14 protein-coding genes and 2 pseudogenes are annotated in these 16,238 nt (G+C 71.1%); 8 read left to right on the forward strand and 8 right to left on the reverse strand.

The features are described from left to right. Positions 1–351: 351 nt before the first annotated feature. A complete protein-coding gene (locus AB5J49_RS31245; protein ID WP_369172212.1) occupies positions 352–936 on the forward strand; it encodes a suppressor of fused domain protein in 585 nt (194 codons plus the stop codon). A gap of 30 nt (positions 937–966) precedes the next feature. On the opposite strand, the gene AB5J49_RS31250 is transcribed toward AB5J49_RS31245, so the two are convergent. Continuing rightward, positions 967–2,178: an MFS transporter gene (locus tag AB5J49_RS31250; RefSeq protein WP_369172213.1), complete on the reverse strand. Its 1,212-nt coding sequence runs from the start codon at positions 2,176–2,178 to the stop codon at positions 967–969. A gap of 124 nt (positions 2,179–2,302) precedes the next feature. On the opposite strand from AB5J49_RS31250, the gene AB5J49_RS31255 reads away from it, so the two are divergent. The 3 genes from AB5J49_RS31255 to AB5J49_RS31265 all read left to right on the forward strand — a co-directional run bounded on the left by AB5J49_RS31255 (position 2,303) and on the right by AB5J49_RS31265 (position 4,806). Next, positions 2,303–2,944, forward strand: coding sequence for a DUF6758 family protein (locus AB5J49_RS31255; protein ID WP_369172214.1), 642 nt, complete (start codon positions 2,303–2,305; stop codon positions 2,942–2,944). Between the two features lie 236 nt (positions 2,945–3,180). Then, positions 3,181–4,038, forward strand: a complete 858-nt coding sequence (locus AB5J49_RS31260; RefSeq protein ID WP_369172215.1) for a PHP domain-containing protein — start codon at positions 3,181–3,183, stop codon at positions 4,036–4,038. Between the two features lie 162 nt (positions 4,039–4,200). Next, positions 4,201–4,806, forward strand: a complete 606-nt coding sequence (locus tag AB5J49_RS31265) for a MarC family protein (protein ID WP_369172216.1) — start codon at positions 4,201–4,203, stop codon at positions 4,804–4,806. Between the two features lie 79 nt (positions 4,807–4,885). Here AB5J49_RS31265 and AB5J49_RS31270 read toward each other — a convergent pair whose 3' ends face one another. Then, complete coding sequence (locus tag AB5J49_RS31270) at positions 4,886–5,038, reverse strand: hypothetical protein (protein ID WP_093906763.1); 153 nt, start codon at positions 5,036–5,038, stop codon at positions 4,886–4,888. Positions 5,039–5,242: 204 nt separating this feature from the next. Between AB5J49_RS31270 and AB5J49_RS31275 the strand changes: the two genes are divergently transcribed. Continuing rightward, on the forward strand, positions 5,243–6,136 hold the full coding sequence (locus AB5J49_RS31275; protein ID WP_369172217.1) for an NYN domain-containing protein: 894 nt from the start codon (positions 5,243–5,245) through the stop codon (positions 6,134–6,136). A 58-nt stretch (positions 6,137–6,194) separates the two neighbouring features. On the opposite strand, the gene AB5J49_RS31280 is transcribed toward AB5J49_RS31275, so the two are convergent. Continuing rightward, positions 6,195–7,085 (reverse strand): alpha/beta fold hydrolase, encoded by an 891-nt coding sequence (locus AB5J49_RS31280; protein ID WP_369172218.1) that lies wholly within the window; start codon positions 7,083–7,085, stop codon positions 6,195–6,197. A gap of 101 nt (positions 7,086–7,186) precedes the next feature. Next, positions 7,187–9,737 (reverse strand): annotated as a pseudogene (locus tag AB5J49_RS31285) (DEAD/DEAH box helicase). A 473-nt stretch (positions 9,738–10,210) separates the two neighbouring features. Between AB5J49_RS31285 and AB5J49_RS31290 the strand changes: the two are divergent. After that, a complete protein-coding gene (locus tag AB5J49_RS31290) occupies positions 10,211–10,975 on the forward strand; it encodes a ferritin-like fold-containing protein (protein ID WP_369172219.1) in 765 nt (254 codons plus the stop codon). Between the two features lie 217 nt (positions 10,976–11,192). On the opposite strand, the gene AB5J49_RS31295 is transcribed toward AB5J49_RS31290, so the two are convergent. From AB5J49_RS31295 to AB5J49_RS31310, 4 genes are all read right to left on the reverse strand, one after another. Then, entirely contained in the window at positions 11,193–11,462 is a 270-nt protein-coding gene (locus AB5J49_RS31295) for a hypothetical protein (protein ID WP_369172220.1), read from the reverse strand. Positions 11,463–11,646: 184 nt separating this feature from the next. Then, the gene (locus AB5J49_RS31300; protein WP_062711803.1) at positions 11,647–11,874 is read right to left on the reverse strand and encodes a DUF3107 domain-containing protein; all 228 of its coding nucleotides are present in this window, start codon (positions 11,872–11,874) and stop codon (positions 11,647–11,649) included. A gap of 151 nt (positions 11,875–12,025) precedes the next feature. Further along, positions 12,026–12,667: a TetR/AcrR family transcriptional regulator gene (locus AB5J49_RS31305; RefSeq protein ID WP_369172221.1), complete on the reverse strand. Its 642-nt coding sequence runs from the start codon at positions 12,665–12,667 to the stop codon at positions 12,026–12,028. A 303-nt stretch (positions 12,668–12,970) separates the two neighbouring features. Continuing rightward, positions 12,971–13,195: a hypothetical protein gene (locus tag AB5J49_RS31310; protein WP_369172222.1), complete on the reverse strand. Its 225-nt coding sequence runs from the start codon at positions 13,193–13,195 to the stop codon at positions 12,971–12,973. A gap of 278 nt (positions 13,196–13,473) precedes the next feature. Between AB5J49_RS31310 and AB5J49_RS31315 the strand changes: the two are divergent. Both AB5J49_RS31315 and AB5J49_RS31320 read left to right on the forward strand, forming a co-directional pair. Further along, positions 13,474–14,552, forward strand: a pseudogene (locus AB5J49_RS31315) (alpha/beta fold hydrolase). 8 nt (positions 14,553–14,560) lie between these two features. Next, a complete protein-coding gene (locus AB5J49_RS31320; RefSeq protein WP_369172223.1) occupies positions 14,561–16,207 on the forward strand; it encodes a DUF3152 domain-containing protein in 1,647 nt (548 codons plus the stop codon). The last annotated feature ends 31 nt before the right edge of the window (positions 16,208–16,238 follow it).

The raw sequence follows: 16,238 nt of genomic DNA on the forward strand, positions 1-16,238 counted from the left end.
TCAGACAGATCAGGCAAAGCGAAACGAAGTGCTCTTCCGTGTGAGGACGCGAGCGTGAAAGGGCGGCGGTCAGCCGGAGCGGAACAGCCGAATCAGCTACATCAGTGGCGGGAAGAGCGAGTGGTACTGCACGGTCGACTTCGATCCATAGCAGCCCCACCTCCTCCGGCCGGTCCCTCGTGAGGGACGTTCCATACCCCGTTCGGGGTTCCCCGTAGGGGAGTCAAACTTGGCGTCGGGACTCGATCGCGACGCTTCTGCGTGCTGCCCCGAACACCGGGCAAGAGTATCAGCCGACTGAAGTGTCAAGGCGCTGCTTTGCCCGGTACTGACGAGTTCTATGCTCGCCGCATGGCTGATGTTCTTCCTCTGGTCGAGGCCCGGTTGCGCACCGCGCTGGGCGAGCCGGACGCGCGCGCGGCGGTCACCTTCCTCGGTACGGACCGCATCGAGGTGCTCCGTTTCCAGCAGGGCGACGTCGTCCGCTACGCCACGCTGGGTATGTCCGCGCAGCCGATGAGCGACCCCACCGCGGTGCTCGCCGACCCGGTCAAGGGTCCGCGCGCCGAGCTGCTCCTCTCCGTCCGTTCCGGCATCGCCGACACCGACAAGGTGCTCCGCGCGCTCGCCGTACTCGCGGCGTCCCCGCAGGTGGAGGGTGTGATCGTGGCCCCGGGCGCCTCCCTGGACGTCGGCGAACCGCTGTGGCCCGGCGCACCGTTCACCTCGGTCCTGGTCGCTGAGCCGGGCGGCCTGGTGGAGGACCTGGAGCTCGACGAACCCGCCGACCCCGTGCACTTCCTGCCGCTGCTTCCCATGACCCCGAACGAGGCCGCCTGGAAACGCGTGCACGGCGCCCAGGCTCTCCAGGAGCGCTGGCTGACGAACGGGACGGACCTTCGGGATCCCGTCCGCACGTCCGTCCCGCTGGAGTGAGTAACTTCACCAACCGGTGGCTGAAAAGCATCAGTTGGCGAACACGGTGACGCTGTCCTCGGTCGCGTGCTTCGTCTCCAGTTCCTCGGCCTCGTGGGTGAGAGCCCCGCGCCGGACGACGACCACGAGCGCGCCCGCGACAGCCGTGACCGCCGCCACCACGAAGGGGATGCGGATGCTGCCGGTCCACTCCTCGATCCTCGGCGCGAAGAAGGGCGCGGCCGCCGCCGCGAACCAGCGGACGAAGTTGTAGCCCGCGCTCGCCACGGGGCGAGGCGCGTCCGAGACGCCGAGGGCCAGCTCCGTGTAGACGGTGTTGTTCACGCCGATGAACGCGCCGGACAGGATCGTGCAGACGACGGCGGTGGTGTGGTCGCCGTAGCCGAGGACCAGTACGTCGACGGCGAGCAGCACCAGCGAGCCGCCGAGCACCGGCAGCGAACCGAACCGCTCCTGCACGCGTGGCGCCACGATCACCGAGAACACGGCGAGCAGCACACCCCAGGCGAAGAACACCGCGCCCGACCGGTACGGGCTCATGTCCAGCACGAACGGCGTGAAGGCCAGCACGGTGAAGAACGTGTAGTTGTAGAAGAACGCCGAGATCGCCGTGGACGCCAAACCGCCGTGGCCGAGCGCCTTGACCGGGTCCAGCAGCGAGGTCTTGCGGGCCGGCTTCGGCTGCTCCCGCAGGAACACCGCGATGCACAGGAAGCCGACCGCCATCAGGAAGGCCGTACCGAAGAACGGGTAGCGCCAGCTGGCGTCGCCGAGCAGCGCGCCGAGGAGCGGGCCGCACGCCATGCCGAGGCCGAGCGCGGACTCGTACAGCAGGATCGCCGCCGCGCTGCCGCCGGCCGCCGCGCCGACGATGACGGCGAGGGCCGTGGAGACGAAGAGCGCGTTGCCGAGCCCCCAGCCCGCCCGGAACCCGACCAGTTCGCCGACCGATCCGGAGGTGCCCGCGAGCCCGGCGAAGACGACCACGAACGCGAGGCCGAGCAGCAGGGTCTTGCGGCCGCCGATCCGGCTGGAGACGAAGCCGGTGACCAGCATCGCCACGGCGGTGATGAGGAAGTAGGAGGTGAAGAGAAGGGAGACCTGTCCGGCCGTGGCGTTCAGACCGCTCGCGATGGACGGCAGGATCGGGTCGACGAGTCCGATGCCCATGAAGGCGACGACGGACGCGCCGGCGGTCGCCCACACGGCCTTCGGCTGTCGCAGCAGAGAAGTAGATGGCATATACACATATTAAGTTAGGCATGCTAATGATGCAAAGGGTGCCCGGCTGCTTCGGTGAGCGGGTTCCGCCCGGACGGGTGATCGTCCTTGACGTGACGCACCAGGGGTAGGACCGTGGGGCCCTATGAGGGGCGAACCCAGTTGCCCGAAGTGTGGTGGCCGGGTCAGGGCTCCCGGACTCTTCGCCGACACCTGGCAGTGCGATGTGCACGGCACCGTGCACCCGGTGCAGCCCGTGATCCCGCCCAGCGTCGAGGCCCTCGGCGTCGTCGTGCATCGCACGCAGGTGCCCGTGTGGATGCCGTGGCCGCTGCCGATCGGCTGGCTGTTCACGGGTGTGGCCAGTGCGGGCGACGACCGCAGCGGCGGCCGCGGGACGGCCGTGGCCTGCTCCGGACCCGGCCCGCTCGGCGGCATGGGTGAGCTGATCCTGGTCGCCGAGGAACTCGGCGTCGGCTTCGGCGCCCGCTACGCCGGCCTCGACGGCCCGGACCCGGGGGCGTACATGAACGTCGAGAAGCCACCCCAGGCCAAGGTCCTGGCCGCCGGCCGTCCGACCCCGCTGTGGCATGTCTCCGGCACCCCGGACGACCGTGCCGTGTTCGCGGGGGAGGCGCTCGGGATGTGGCTGTGGGCGGTGATGTGGCCCGAGCAGTCGGGGCTGTTGATGTACGACGAGCTGGTGCTGACGGACCTGCGGGACGCGGGGGCGGAGCTGGAGTTGGTGCCCTGTGGGGCGCTGTCGCCGCGCTTGCTCGAGCCGTAGCGCTCCGCCGGGCCGGGCCGGGCGCCCAAGGGTTCGGGTGGCGGGAGTGGTGTGCGGCTGCGGGGCGTTCGTGGCTGGTCGCGCCCACGCGGCGGAGCCGCACACCGATACGGCCCCGCGCGCCTGGGCAAGTCCATGTAAGGGGCGCTCGGCCGTACGGGTGTGACAGGAGTCGTTGAAAATGCGGTTATCCTTGAGCGTCCCCTTCCGCGCCGTCATCGACTGGAGTTCGCGTCGTGCGCATCGATCTGCACACCCACTCCACCGCTTCCGACGGCACGGACACCCCGGCCGAGCTCGTGCGCAACGCCGCCGCGGCCGGCCTGGACGTCGTGGCGCTCACCGATCACGACACCACCCGCGGGCACGCCGAGGCGATCGCCGCGCTGCCGCGAGGGCTCACCCTGATCACCGGCGCCGAGCTGTCCTGTCGTCTCGACGGCATCAGCATGCACATGCTGGCCTACCTCTTCGACCCCGAGGAGCCGGCGCTGCTCGCCGAGCGGGAGCTGGTGCGCGACGACCGCGTGCCCCGGGCCCAGGGCATGGTCGCCAAGCTCAACGAGCTGGGCGTGCCCGTCACCTGGGAGCAGGTGCTGCGGATCGCCGGTGACGGCTCGGTCGGGCGGCCGCACGTCGCCTCGGCGCTGGTCGAGCTCGGTGTCGTACCGACCGTGGGCGACGCTTTCACCGAGGACTGGCTGGCCGACGGCGGCCGGGCCTTCGTGGAGAAGCACGAGACCGACCCGTTCGAGGCGATCCGGCTGGTCAAGGCCGCGGGCGGCGTCGCCGTCTTCGCGCATCCGGCCGCGAGCAAGCGGGGCCGTACGGTGCCGGAGTCCGCGATCGCCGACCTGGCCGCGGCCGGGCTCGACGGCATCGAGGTCGACCACATGGACCACGATCCCGACACGCGTGCCCGGCTGCGCGGGCTCGCGAAGGAGCTCGGGTTGCTGACCACCGGGTCCAGCGACTACCACGGCAGCCGCAAGACGTGCGTGCTCGGCGAGTACACGACGGATCCCGAGGTGTACGGCGAGATCACGCGTCGGGCGGCCGGAGCGTTTCCCGTTCCGGGGGCCGGCGGGGTCTAGGCCGGTCGCACCCCACGTCCGTTTCTGAGGCACCCGGCGCTGTCGGCTGTGCCCACCCGTTCCGCCCTGCGGAACGACTGCCCACAGCGGCGGCGCACAGCGGTTGTAGTCCCGCTCTGCCTGCCCACCACGCGTTCACTCACCTCGCAAGGCTCCTCACCCATGTTCGACCTCGCCGTCTTCGGCTCCCTCTTCCTGACCCTCTTCGTCATCATGGATCCCCCCGGGATCACCCCGATCTTCCTCGCGCTCACCGCCGGTCGTCCGGCCAAGGTGCAGAAGCGGATGGCCTTCCAGGCCGTCTGTGTGGCGGGCGGCGTGATCGCGGTGTTCGGGCTCCTCGGCCACCAGATCCTCAACTACCTGCACGTCTCCGTGCCCGCGCTGATGATCGCGGGCGGGCTGCTGCTCCTGCTGATCGCGCTCGACCTGCTCACGGGCAAGACCGACGAGCCGAAGCAGACCAAGGACGTCAACGTCGCCCTCGTACCGTTGGGCATGCCTCTGCTGGCGGGGCCGGGTGCGATCGTGTCCGTCATCCTCGCCGTGCAGAAGGCCGACAGCGCCGCCATGCAGGTGTCGGTGTGGACGGCGATCCTCGCCATCCATGTCGTGTTGTGGATCGTGATGCGGTACTCGCTGCTGATCATCCGGGTCATCAAGGACGGCGGCGTGGTCCTGGTGACGCGGCTCGCGGGCATGATGCTGTCGGCGATCGCGGTCCAGCAGATCATCAACGGCGTCACGCAGGTGATCCAGGGCGCCTGAGCCGGAAGCATGCGCGAAGCCCCCGTACGGCATCCGTGCCGTACGGGGGCTTCGAAGCTTCTGCGGTGATCCGCGTCTGTTATGAGGCCGTGGTCTCGGCCGGTCGGATCCACAGCCGCTGTCCGATCGCGGCAGCCTGCTGAACGATCCGGTTGACGGAGGCGGCGTCCACGACGGTGCTGTCCACGGGTGTGCCGTCGACCTCGTCGAGTCGCATGATTTCGAAGCGCATGGCTTCTCCCTTCGTCTGGTCATCCTCCTGAGGAGAACTACTTGGTTACACACGTATGCAACGGGCTGCGTGTTACAAACATTCCCTACGCTAAAGAAAATTTTCGAACGTCTAACTACTGACCGGTAAGTGGTTGCCGGGATCGAGGCGGGACCGACCGGGACCGGTTGTGTTCGCAGCGTGACCGCCGGGACAATGGAAGCGATGAACGACGACCTCGCGGCGCTCGCCGCCCGCATCGACCACACCAACGAGCTGCTGCAACGCATGCTCGCCGAGGTCGCGAAGACGCCCTCGACCCACGCGATCTTCGTCGACGCGGGCTATCTGTACGCGGCCGCGGGACGGCTGGTCGCCGGGACGGAGGATCGCCGGGCCTTCGACCTGGACACCGAGGGACTGATCGAGGCGCTCATCGACCGGGCGCGCACCATCTTCGCGGACAGCAGGCTGCTGCGGGTCTACTGGTACGACGGCGCGCGGCGCCGTATCCACACGGCGGAGCAGCAGTCGATCGCCGAGCTCCCCGATGTGAAGGTGCGGCTGGGCAACCTCAACGCCAACAACCAGCAAAAGGGCGTCGACTCACTGATCAGGACCGACCTGGAGTCCCTGGCCAGACACCGCGCCATCAGCGATGCGGCCCTGCTCGGCGGGGACGAGGACCTGGTGTCGGCGGTCGAGGCGGCGCAAGGGTACGGGGCGCGGGTGCACCTGTGGGGCATCGAGGCACCGGAAGGCCGCAACCAGGCCGAGCCGCTGCTCTGGGAGGTCGACAGCCAGCGCACCTTCGACCTCGACTTCTTCAAACCGTACGTCTCCCGGCGCACGGCCGCCGCGTACGAGGCGGCGGGGGCCCGGCCGACGCGGGAGGACGTCCGGTTCGTCGGCGCGCAGATCGTGGCGAAGTGGCTCGCGGCGCGCGGGCGGGAGTCGCTCGTGGAGCTGCTGCCCGGGCATCCGTATCTGCCCGGGTCGGTGGACCAGGACCTGCTGGTGGAGGCGGAGGGGCTGCTGCAGTACTCGCTGCGCGGGCAGGCGGATCTGCGGCGGGCGCTGCGGGACGGGTTCTGGGAGCACCTGCAGGCGCAGTACTAGCCGCGCTGCGCTGCGCTGCTGGTGTGGCGATCGTCAGTTCCGTCGAACGCCGTCGGTACTAGGTGTCGGTCCTGTCGACGGTGTCCCAGAAGTCGGCGACGGCCTCGGCGGTGCGCAGGGGCTGGTCGGCGTTGGGGGAGTGCTCGGCGCCGGGGATGATCGTCCGCCGGGCGTTCAGCCGTGCGGCCATGCCGTCCAGGACCGGGACCGGCCAGGTGTCGTCACTGGCGCCCGACAGGACGTGGAACGGCAGCGGTACGGCGGCCAGTTCGTCGACGCGGTCCGGCTCCGTGCACAACTGACGTCCCGTCGCGAAGAGTTGCGCGGGCTTCGTGCCGAGCCAACGGCGGCGCAGCAGATCCTGGCCACCGATGCCGCGTGCCGGCCCGCCGACCTCCTCGGGCGGCCCCATGGCGCGGATGGCCTCCCAGGTCTCGGCCATGGTCATCACCGCGAGCGCGTCCCGCAGCAGCTTCACGCGCTGCTGCTGAGAGTTGGAGATCTGCGCGGGGCCCGACGCCATGAGGGTGAGCGAGCGGAACGGGGAGTGGTCGAGGAGGACCGCCGCGCGGGCGATCTGGCCGCCGAGGGAGTGGCCGAAGAGATGGAGGGGGGTGTCGCGGGTGCCTTCCAGGGCTGCCGCCTGGGCGAGGACGTCCCGGGCCAACTCGTCCTGTGCGTACGCGGATTCGTCGTGCTCCGGTCCGTCCGACTCGTGCTGCCCGCGACCGTCGACGGCGACCGTACGGTAGCCGCGCGCCGCGAGCGGCTCGTGCATGAGCGTGAAGTCCTCCTTGCTGCCGGTGAATCCGGGGAGCAGCAGGGCCAGGCCTCGGGGCTCGACGCCGGGAGCGGCGGGGGAGTCGACGACGGCGAAGGTCCCGCGGGGGGTGTGCAGGGGGTAGGCGCGGGCGTTCGGGGGCGGCGTGAAGGCGGGTTGGGTGGTCACGGGGGGAGGGTAGCCGGTGCGCCGCCAGAGCCCCACCCGCGGCCCGGGAACGCCGACGGCCCGGCCCCGCGCGAGGCGGGACCGGGCCGTCGTACGGGAGATCAGCTCTCCGCGGGCTCCGTGGCGGCCGTGGCCTTGCGGGCACGGCGCACCTTGGGCTTCACCTCGGCAGCACCGTCGACGGCCTCCACCGTCGCCGCGGCCTTGCGGGTACGACGGCGAGGCGCGGGCGCCTCCGTGGCCGTCGGCTCCTGCGTGGCCTGGGCCGGGATGTCGGCGGCCTGGGTGGCGGACGCCGCGGTCTTGCGGGTGCGGCGTGTCTTGGGCTTGGCCTCGGTGGCCTCGGCCGTGTCGACGGCGGTTTCGGCCGCGGCCGTTGCCTTGCGGGTGCGCCGCGGCTTGGCCTCGGCGGCCTCGGGCTCCGCGACGGTCGCGGCGGCCTTGCGTGTACGGCGCGGCTTGGCCTCCACGGCCTCGGCCGTGTCCACGGCGGCTTCGGCCGGGGCCGCGGCCTTGCGCGTACGGCGCGTCTTCGGCTTGGCCTCCACGGCCTCGGCCGTGTCCACGGCGGCCTCTGCGGTGGCGGTCGCCTTGCGGGTGCGCCGCGGCTTGGCCTCGGCGGCCTCCGGCTCCTGGGCCGTCTGGGCCGGGATGTCGGCGGCCAGGGTGGCGGTGGCGGTGTCGGTGGCCTGGGTGGCGGACGCCGCGGTCTTGCGGGTGCGGCGCGTCTTGGGCTTGGCCTCGGTGGCCTCGGCCGTGTCGACGGCGGTTTCCGCGGCGGCGGTTGCCTTACGGGTCCGGCGGCGCGGCTTGGTCTCCACCACGGCTTCCGGGGTCTCCTGGGCGGCCTCGGTGGTGCCCTCGGCCGTGTCGGCCGCGGTCTCCGCCGGGGCCGTCGCCTTGCGGGTCCGGCGGCGCGGCTTGGTGGCGGGGGCCTCCTCGGGCTCCGCGACCTGGGGAGCCGTAGCGGCCTCGGACGCCTGCACGGCCTCCGTGACCTTCGCGGCCTCCGCCTCGGGCGCCGTCACGGCCTCCGCCGAAGTCGCCTTCGGTTCGGCCGACTTGCGGGTCCGGCGGCGGCGCGGCTTGGCCGCCGCCTCTTCGGTGGTGTCCAGGGACGGGCCCTCCGCCGTTGCGACGGCCGCCTCCGCGGCCTCCGCGGGCTCGGGCGCGGAGGACGTGGTCGCCACGGCCGCGGTCGGCTCCGTCGCTCCGCCGCGGGTGCGGCGACGGCGACGCGGGGTGCGAGGCGCGGTCACGGACTCGGCCGTGGTGGCCTCGACGGTCTCGTCCGCCGTCACGGGACCGGCGGCCGGAGCCGACGTCCCGTCCATCGATGCTCCGCCGCGGGTGCGGCGGCGGCGACGCGGCGTACGTGCCGTGCTCTCGCGGTCCGGCGAGGACGAGCGGGACTCGTCCCGGCCGCCTCGGCCACCGCGACCGCGTGCACCGCGTCCCCCCGGTCTCGCCGAGGTCCTCCAGCTTTTCCGCCCCGAGCCCGGCGCGCGTGCGCTCCGAACGCGGCAGGACACCCTTGGTGCCCGCGGGGATGCTCAGCTCCTCGTAGAAGTGCGGGGAGGTGGAGTACGTCTCCGGCGGATCGTTGAAGTCGAGCTCCAGCGCCTTGTTGATCAGCTGCCAGCGCGGGATGTCGTCCCAGTCGACGAGGGTGATCGCGATGCCCTTGGCACCCGCACGGCCGGTACGGCCGATGCGGTGCAGGTACGTCTTCTCCTCTTCGGGAGACTGGTAGTTGATGACGTGCGTGACGCCCTCGACGTCGATACCACGGGCGGCGACGTCGGTGCAGACGAGGACGTCCACCTTGCCGTTGCGGAAGGCGCGCAGCGCCTGCTCACGGGCACCCTGGCCCAGGTCGCCGTGGACCGCGCCGGCGGCGAAACCGCGCTGCTGGAGCTGGTCGGCCAGGTCGGCCGCGGTGCGCTTGGTGCGGCAGAAGACCATGACCAGTCCCCGGCCGTCGGCCTGCAGTATGCGCGCGACCATCTCGGGCTTGTCCATGTTGTGCGCGCGGTACACGTGCTGCTTGGTGTTCGCGACCGTCCTGCCCGCGTCGTCGGGCGAGGTGGCGTTGATGTGCGTGGGCTGCGACATGTAGCGGCGCGCGAGACCGATGACCGCGCCCGGCATGGTGGCCGAGAACAGCATCGTCTGGCGGCGGGCCGGCAGCATGTTGATGATCTTCTCGACGTCGGGCAGGAAGCCCAGGTCGAGCATCTCGTCGGCCTCGTCGAGGACGAGCGCCTTGATGTGGCCCAGGTTGAGCTTCTTCTGGCCCGCGAGGTCCAGCAGTCGGCCCGGGGTGCCGACGACGACGTCGACGCCCTTCTTGAGGGCCTCGACCTGGGGCTCGTAGGCGCGGCCGCCGTAGATGGCGAGAACGCGTACGTTGCGTACCTTGCCCGCGGTCAGCAGGTCGTTGGTGACCTGCGTGCACAGCTCGCGCGTGGGGACGACGACGAGCGCCTGCGGGGCGTCGGTGAGGGCCTCGGGCTTGGCGCGACCGGCCTCCACGTCGGCGGGGACGGTGACGCGCTCCAGGAGCGGGAGACCGAAGCCCAGCGTCTTGCCGGTGCCGGTCTTGGCCTGGCCGATGACGTCCGTGCCGGAGAGGGCGACGGGGAGGGTCATCTCCTGGATGGGGAAGGGGGTGATGATGCCGACGGCCTCAAGGGCCTCTGCGGTCTCGGGAAGGATTCCGAGCTCTCGGAAAGTCGTAGTCAGGGTGCTGCCTCTTCTGTGTACGCGGTGCGAGGCGAGCGCGGGGGTCTTGACGGACCGTGCCGGGGACGTCGCCTGCCATACGGTCAGGCCGTAAGGCACGGGACCACTGCCGACGCTCTAGCGCTCGTACCGCTGAGGGTGTCCCCCTCCGGGCTCCGTACGCAGAGTGCCGTACGGACGGGGAGGGCTGTCGGGTCGGAGCCGATCGGGCCACCGACCGGGCATCCTCATAACGTGCGGCCCGTCGAGGTACGTCTAAGTACCAGCGGGCGCATTACCACCATACCCCGGAAACGCGCACATGCGATGGCCGAATTGGTCACGTAGTCGGCGTCACAGTCATTGACCAGGGACTTCCCCGACGCGGTGAGCGAGCTATTGTGCGCTTCATGACGACGCCTGACAACACGCCTGACGCCTCCGACACCGCTGACTCCACCGTCGAACACACCGGGGTCGCCGCCCAGGACTGGGCGCAGGCCTCCGCCGATCCGCAGTACCGGGCCGCTGTCGTGGACCTGCTGGGCGCGCTGGCCTACGGGGAGCTGGCGGCGTTCGAGCGGCTGGCGGAGGACGCCAAGCTGGCGCCGACGCTGGCGGACAAGGCGGAGCTGGCGAAGATGGCGTCGGCGGAGTTCCACCACTACGAGAAGCTGCGGGACCGGCTCACCGAGATCGGGGCCGAGCCGACGGAGGCGATGGAGCCGTTCGTCGCCGCGCTGGACGGGTTCCACAAGCAGACGGCGCCCTCGGACTGGCTGGAGGGGCTCGTCAAGGCGTATGTCGGTGACTCGATCGCCAGTGACTTCTACCGGGAGGTCGCGGCTCGGCTCGACGCGGACTCGCGGGGGCTGGTGCTGGCCGTGCTCGACGACACCGGGCACGCCTCGTTCGCCGTCGAGAAGGTGCGGGCCGCGATCGATGCCGAACCGCGGGTGGGTGGGCGACTTGCCCTGTGGGCGCGGCGGTTGATGGGCGAGGCGCTGTCGCAGTCGCAGCGGGTGGTTGCCGATCGGGACGCGCTGTCGACGATGCTCGTGGGCGGGGTCGCGGACGGGTTCGATCTCGCGGAGGTCGGCCGGATGTTCTCGCGGATCACTGAGGCGCACACGAAGCGGATGGCTGCGCTGGGGTTGGCCGCGTAGGTTTTTCGCCCCCGCCGCCCCTACCCGTCCCATCCTGAAGGGGCTTCGCCCCTGCGACCCCGGTTTCTGGGGGCTGCCGCCCCCAGACCCCCGCTTCGGCCCTGGACGGGCCTCGTCCTCAAACGCCGGGCGGGCTGAGGGTGCCTGGACCGGCGTTGAGGAGCGAGGGGGCGTGGCCGTACACGTCAGTTCTCCGGCGGCCGGTCGTTCTCTGGACTCACGCGGTCGCCGAGTGGCGGTGGAGTCTTCCCGCGGGGCGTACCAGCAGGGAGAGAGAGGCGGCGGAGACCGCTGCCGCGCCGATGAGGATCAGGAAGAGGTTGCCGAAGCCCAGCGCGGTGTGCGTGATGAAGGCGCCGAAGAGGGCACCGGCGACACCGGTCGGCAGGACCAGGGAACGGGTGGGCAGACGGTGCGGCAGGCGGTGGGCGGCAGCCCATGCCAGGGCCAGGCCGAGGATCGCGGAGCTGAGCGCTTCCAAGAGCATGTTGGGGTCCCTCCCACATGGCCGGCCTGCTCGAAACGGTCGTAGCCCGTCATACCCCTGACCTGCGGAATGCAATCCTCCTCTGTGATCGAGCTGTGCTCCATCCGTGGAGAAAAGGGAGGGGCCCGGCGACCGTTGGTCGTCGCCGGGCCCCTCCCTTTACGCCTGTCTGTCGGCGTCTTCCTTAAAGCGCGCCGAAGCCCACCTTGCGCGGGGCCGGCTCACCGAGCTCCACGTACGCGAGGCGGTCCGCCGGGACCAGGACCTTGCGGCCGTGCTCGTCCACGAGGGTCAGCAGCTGTGACTTCCCGGCCAGCGCCTCGGACACGGCCCGCTCGACCTCCTCGGCACTCTGACCGCTCTCCAGAACGATCTCGCGGGGCGCGTGCTGCACGCCGATCTTGACCTCCACGGCTATGTCCCTCCGACGGTCAGTGAAGTGCGCGACCTTCCGCGCCGTACCCAGCACACATTAGCCCGGTGAGGGGACGTACACGCTCCGCCCGAGAACGCCAGGAGCGAACAGCGGGCGGGAACAAACGCCCCGCACACGCGCGTGCGTGTCAGTGGTGCTCCGTGCCGTGCAGCGGGAAGCCCGCGATGCCGCGCCACGCCAGGGACGTCAGCAGCTGCACCGCCTGGTCGCGCGGGACGCTGCGGTCGCTGTGCAGCCAGGAGCGGGCCACGACCTGGGCGAGGCCGCCGAGGCCGGAGGCGAGCAGCATGGACTCCGCGCGCGAGAGGCCGGTGTCCTCGGCGATGACGTCGCAGATCGCCTCGGCGCACTCGGTCGTGACCTTGTCGACGCGCTCGCGCACGGCCGGCTCGTTCGTCAGGTCCGACTCGAAGACCAGGCGGAAGGCGCCGCCGTCGTCCTCGACGTACGCGAAGTACGCGTCCATCGTCGCCCGTACGCGCTGCTTGTTGTCGGTCGTCGACGCCAGCGCGTTCCGTACGGACTGGATCAGCGACTCGCAGTGCTGGTCCAGCAGTGCGAGATAGAGGTCGAGCTTGCCCGGGAAGTGCTGGTAGAGCACGGGCTTGCTGACACCCGCGCGCTCGGCGATGTCGTCCATCGCGGCAGCGTGGTAACCCTGCGCGACGAAGACTTCCTGGGCGGCGCCCAGAAGCTGGTTCCGTCGGGCACGGCGCGGCAGGCGAGTGCCCCGCGGGCGTGCCGCCTCTGTCTGCTCGATGGCTGTCACGCCGCCTCCCAATGTCGTCCACATGCGGTATGCGCCGCGCCGCCATCGTACTTTTCGGTAACCCTGCTGTGCGCGGTGCGAGCGCAGAATTTCACGGACCGGACGGTGACGAAAGTCGCGCAGAAGGTTTGAAACCGGGCTGGAACGGGCAACAAATATCCTCATTCCTGCTCAGTGGCGCTCTCTTCCGCGCTCTGTCGCGTCCGGCTGCGTCCGGTCGCACCGTCGCCGGGTGCCCCTTTGTTCGCGGTGCGCCCTTGTTCGTGCTCGGCGGCCTCCTGGGGCGGCTGCCGTCACGGGTGGTCACCGATAGTCGTCCTCGTCGATGGAGACGACACGTGCCTGTTCGGCCAGGTCGGCCTCGTTGGCCCGGTCCTGGTTCGCGCCGGTCAGCGGGTCGTCGCGGTCGGGCCGGACGTCGGTGTGCTGCTCGGCCGCGTCGGCCGTCGGGGCCTCGACGTCGAACTCCTGGGCTTCCTCGGTGTCGTCGTTCACGAACGTCTCGGGGTCGGTGGGATCGACGGCCATGGCGGGCTCCCTTCCTAGAACGTCCCCGTGGGGGGCACGGTGTCCCTGGGTGAATCAGGGGTCCATGTACGGGTGCCCTGCGTATGAGCCTAGGAGACACAGGTTCCGGACGCTATGCGATCTGCGGCCGATACGCGGTGGATCTGCGGTGGTATGCGGGGAATCTCGGCGGCCCTCGGGCCTGGCCTGGCCAGGCAGGGCGTGCGGCTGCCATGTACGTGTCGACTTGTGACGGCGAACACATGAACCAGAGCGTGATCGTCTCGTAACATTGCCGCATGTCTTCGACCGAACTCCCGTCTGCGCCGGCGACCGCCAATGTGCTGCCCAAGGTGGCGACCGTCAGGGTCGCGGAGGGGGAGCGGCTTCGATCGGTCGGGCTGCCGGGAGTCACGCTGACGGTGCGTTCGAGGCCGCACGCGCGCGAGGGTCTGCCGCCCGCGCTGTACGTCCATGGACTCGGCGGTTCCTCGCAGAACTGGTCGGCGCTGATGGAGCGGCTCGAGGGCGACATCGACTGCGAGGCCGTCGACCTGCCGGGCTTCGGCGACTCGCCGCCCCCGGACGACGGCGACTACTCGATCACCGCGCACGCACGCGCGGTGATTCGTTATCTGGACGCCTCCGGCCGCGGCCCCGTACACCTCTTCGGCAACTCGCTCGGCGGTGCCGTCACCACGCGCGTCGCGGCGGTTCGTCCCGATCTGGTCCGTACGCTCACCCTTGTGTCGCCCGCGCTGCCCGAAATCCGCGTCCAGCGCACGGCCGTGCCTACGGCGCTGCTCGCGGTGCCCGGAGTGACTGCGCTCTTCACCCGGTTCACCCGGGGCTGGACGGCCGAGCAGCGGGTCCGCGGCGTGCTGCATCTTTGCTACGGCGACCCGGGGCGGGTGACGCCGGAAGGGTTCCGTAACGCCGTCGAGGAGATGGAACGACGGCAGCAACTGCCGTACTTCTGGGACGCGATGACGCGTTCCGCGCGCGGGCTGGTCAACGCGTACACGCTGGGCGGGCAGCACGCGCTGTGGCGCCAGGCCGAGCGGGTGCTGGCGCCGACGCTGCTCATCTACGGCGGCCGGGACCAGCTCGTGGGCTACCGCATGCGCCAGAGGCCGGGCGCGCCTTCCGCGACTCCCGCCTGCTGAGCCTGCCGGAGGCCGGGCACGTGGCGATGATGGAGTACCCCGAGGTGGTCGCCCGGGCGTTCCGTGAACTCGTCGCGGAGGCGGGGGAGTCGGCGGCTGTCGGGCGTGTGGGGCGCGGTGAGGGTGCGACCGGGCCCGGTGAGGGATCGACCGGGGCCGTGGGTCGGGGTGCGGGCGATGATGAGGCCGTGACCGAGAACGCGGGGAGCTGAGGCGCGACGTGGGACGCCACAGCCGCCGCGGGTCTGCCGCCAAACGCGACACCGCGGACACAACTGCACGACAGGGCTCTCGGGGAGCGCAACCGGAGGCGGGCGCGGCCCAGCAGGGGCCGTCCGTGCCGGGTCCGGGATCCGGCAGGGTCCCCGCTGCCCGGCCGGGTGCGGCTCCGGGCGCGGGCCAGGGCGGTTGGTCGCAGGCCGGTGGTCCTGGTGGCCCCGGCGGGCGCAGGGTGCCCGGTCCGCCGCCCGCCGCTCGGCAGGGGATGCCGATGGGTGGGGCGCCGGCCTATGGAGGGCGCAGGTTCCCGGACGGCACGCCCGCGCAGGGGATTCCGAGGTTCCCGGACGGCACGCCGGCTCATGGGTTTCCGAGGTTGCCTGATGGCACGCCGGCTCATGGGTTTCCGAGGCTGCCCGACGGCACCCCGGCCCACGGCTTCCAGCGGCTGCCCGACGGCACCCCCGCCCACGGCACCCCCCTGGCCCGCGGCGGCCACCCCGAGCAGCGTGAACCGGGCGGTGGCTGGGGTGAGTTGAGGGGGCGCACCGGGGCTGCGTACGGCGCTGCCGTGGCGGCCGGTGCTCCGCCGGTGACCGGTGCTCCCCTGCCGCGGCCCCGGCGGGCGTCGTCGGCCGAGGGGCCCCGGCAGGACTATCTCGACGCCTTCGAGGGGGACGTGGACGTCTTCGCGCCCCGTACGTCCGAGTCCGCGCACGCCGCCGACCCGTACGCCTCCGTCACCGACTGGGACACCGAGGCCGGGGCTCGTGTCGGCGTCGCGAACGACGCCGACACCGACGCCGACCCCGACGACTACGCCCCGCCGACCGGCGAGCCCGTGCCGGCGAAGGGCACCAAGGGCCGGGCCTTCACCGGCATCGCGGCCGCCGCCGTCGTCACCGTGCTGGCCGTGGTCGTCGCCGGTCAGGTAGTGAAGGGGCGGGCGGACGGCGACGTACAGTCGCAGTCCGCCGCCGATCAGGCGCGGGACGCTCGCGACTCGGCCTCGCGCGGGGACGGGCGGGCGGCGCCGAGCGTGGCGCCGCTGACGTACGAGCAGAAGATCGGCGAGAGGTACGCGCTCAGCGCCGAGCTCAAGGGCTCGGGGAAGTTCGACGCGGTCCCGGGGATCGACAAGGCGCCCGGCACGGGGCAGAAGTTCACCTACCGCGTGGATGTGGAGCAGGGGCTCGGGCTCGACGGTGAACTCTTCGCGCAGGCCGTGCAGAAGACGCTCAACGACGACCGCAGCTGGGCCCACAACGGCGCCCGCACCTTCGAGCGCATCTACTCCGGCAAGCCCGACTTCGTGATCACGCTGGCCAGCCCCGGTACGACGGCCGACTGGTGCGCCAAGTCCGGTCTGGACACCACCGTCGACAATGTGTCGTGCGACTCCGCCGCCACCGAGCGCGTGATGATCAACGCGTACAGATGGGCGCAGGGGTCGAAGACGTACGGTGATCGGATCCACGCGTACCGGCAGATGCTGATCAACCACGAGGTCGGCCACCGGCTCGGCTTCCCCCACGTGACCTGCGACAAGGACGGCGACCTCGCCCCGGTCATGCAGCAGCAGACCAAGTTCCTCGACCACGACGGGATCCACTGTCGGCCCAACCCCTGGGCGTACCCCGGGAGTTGACGGATGCCTCACAAGTCACATTGACATGTGC

Source organism: Streptomyces sp. R28 (assembly GCF_041052385.1).
Lineage (GTDB): Bacteria > Actinomycetota > Actinomycetes > Streptomycetales > Streptomycetaceae > Streptomyces.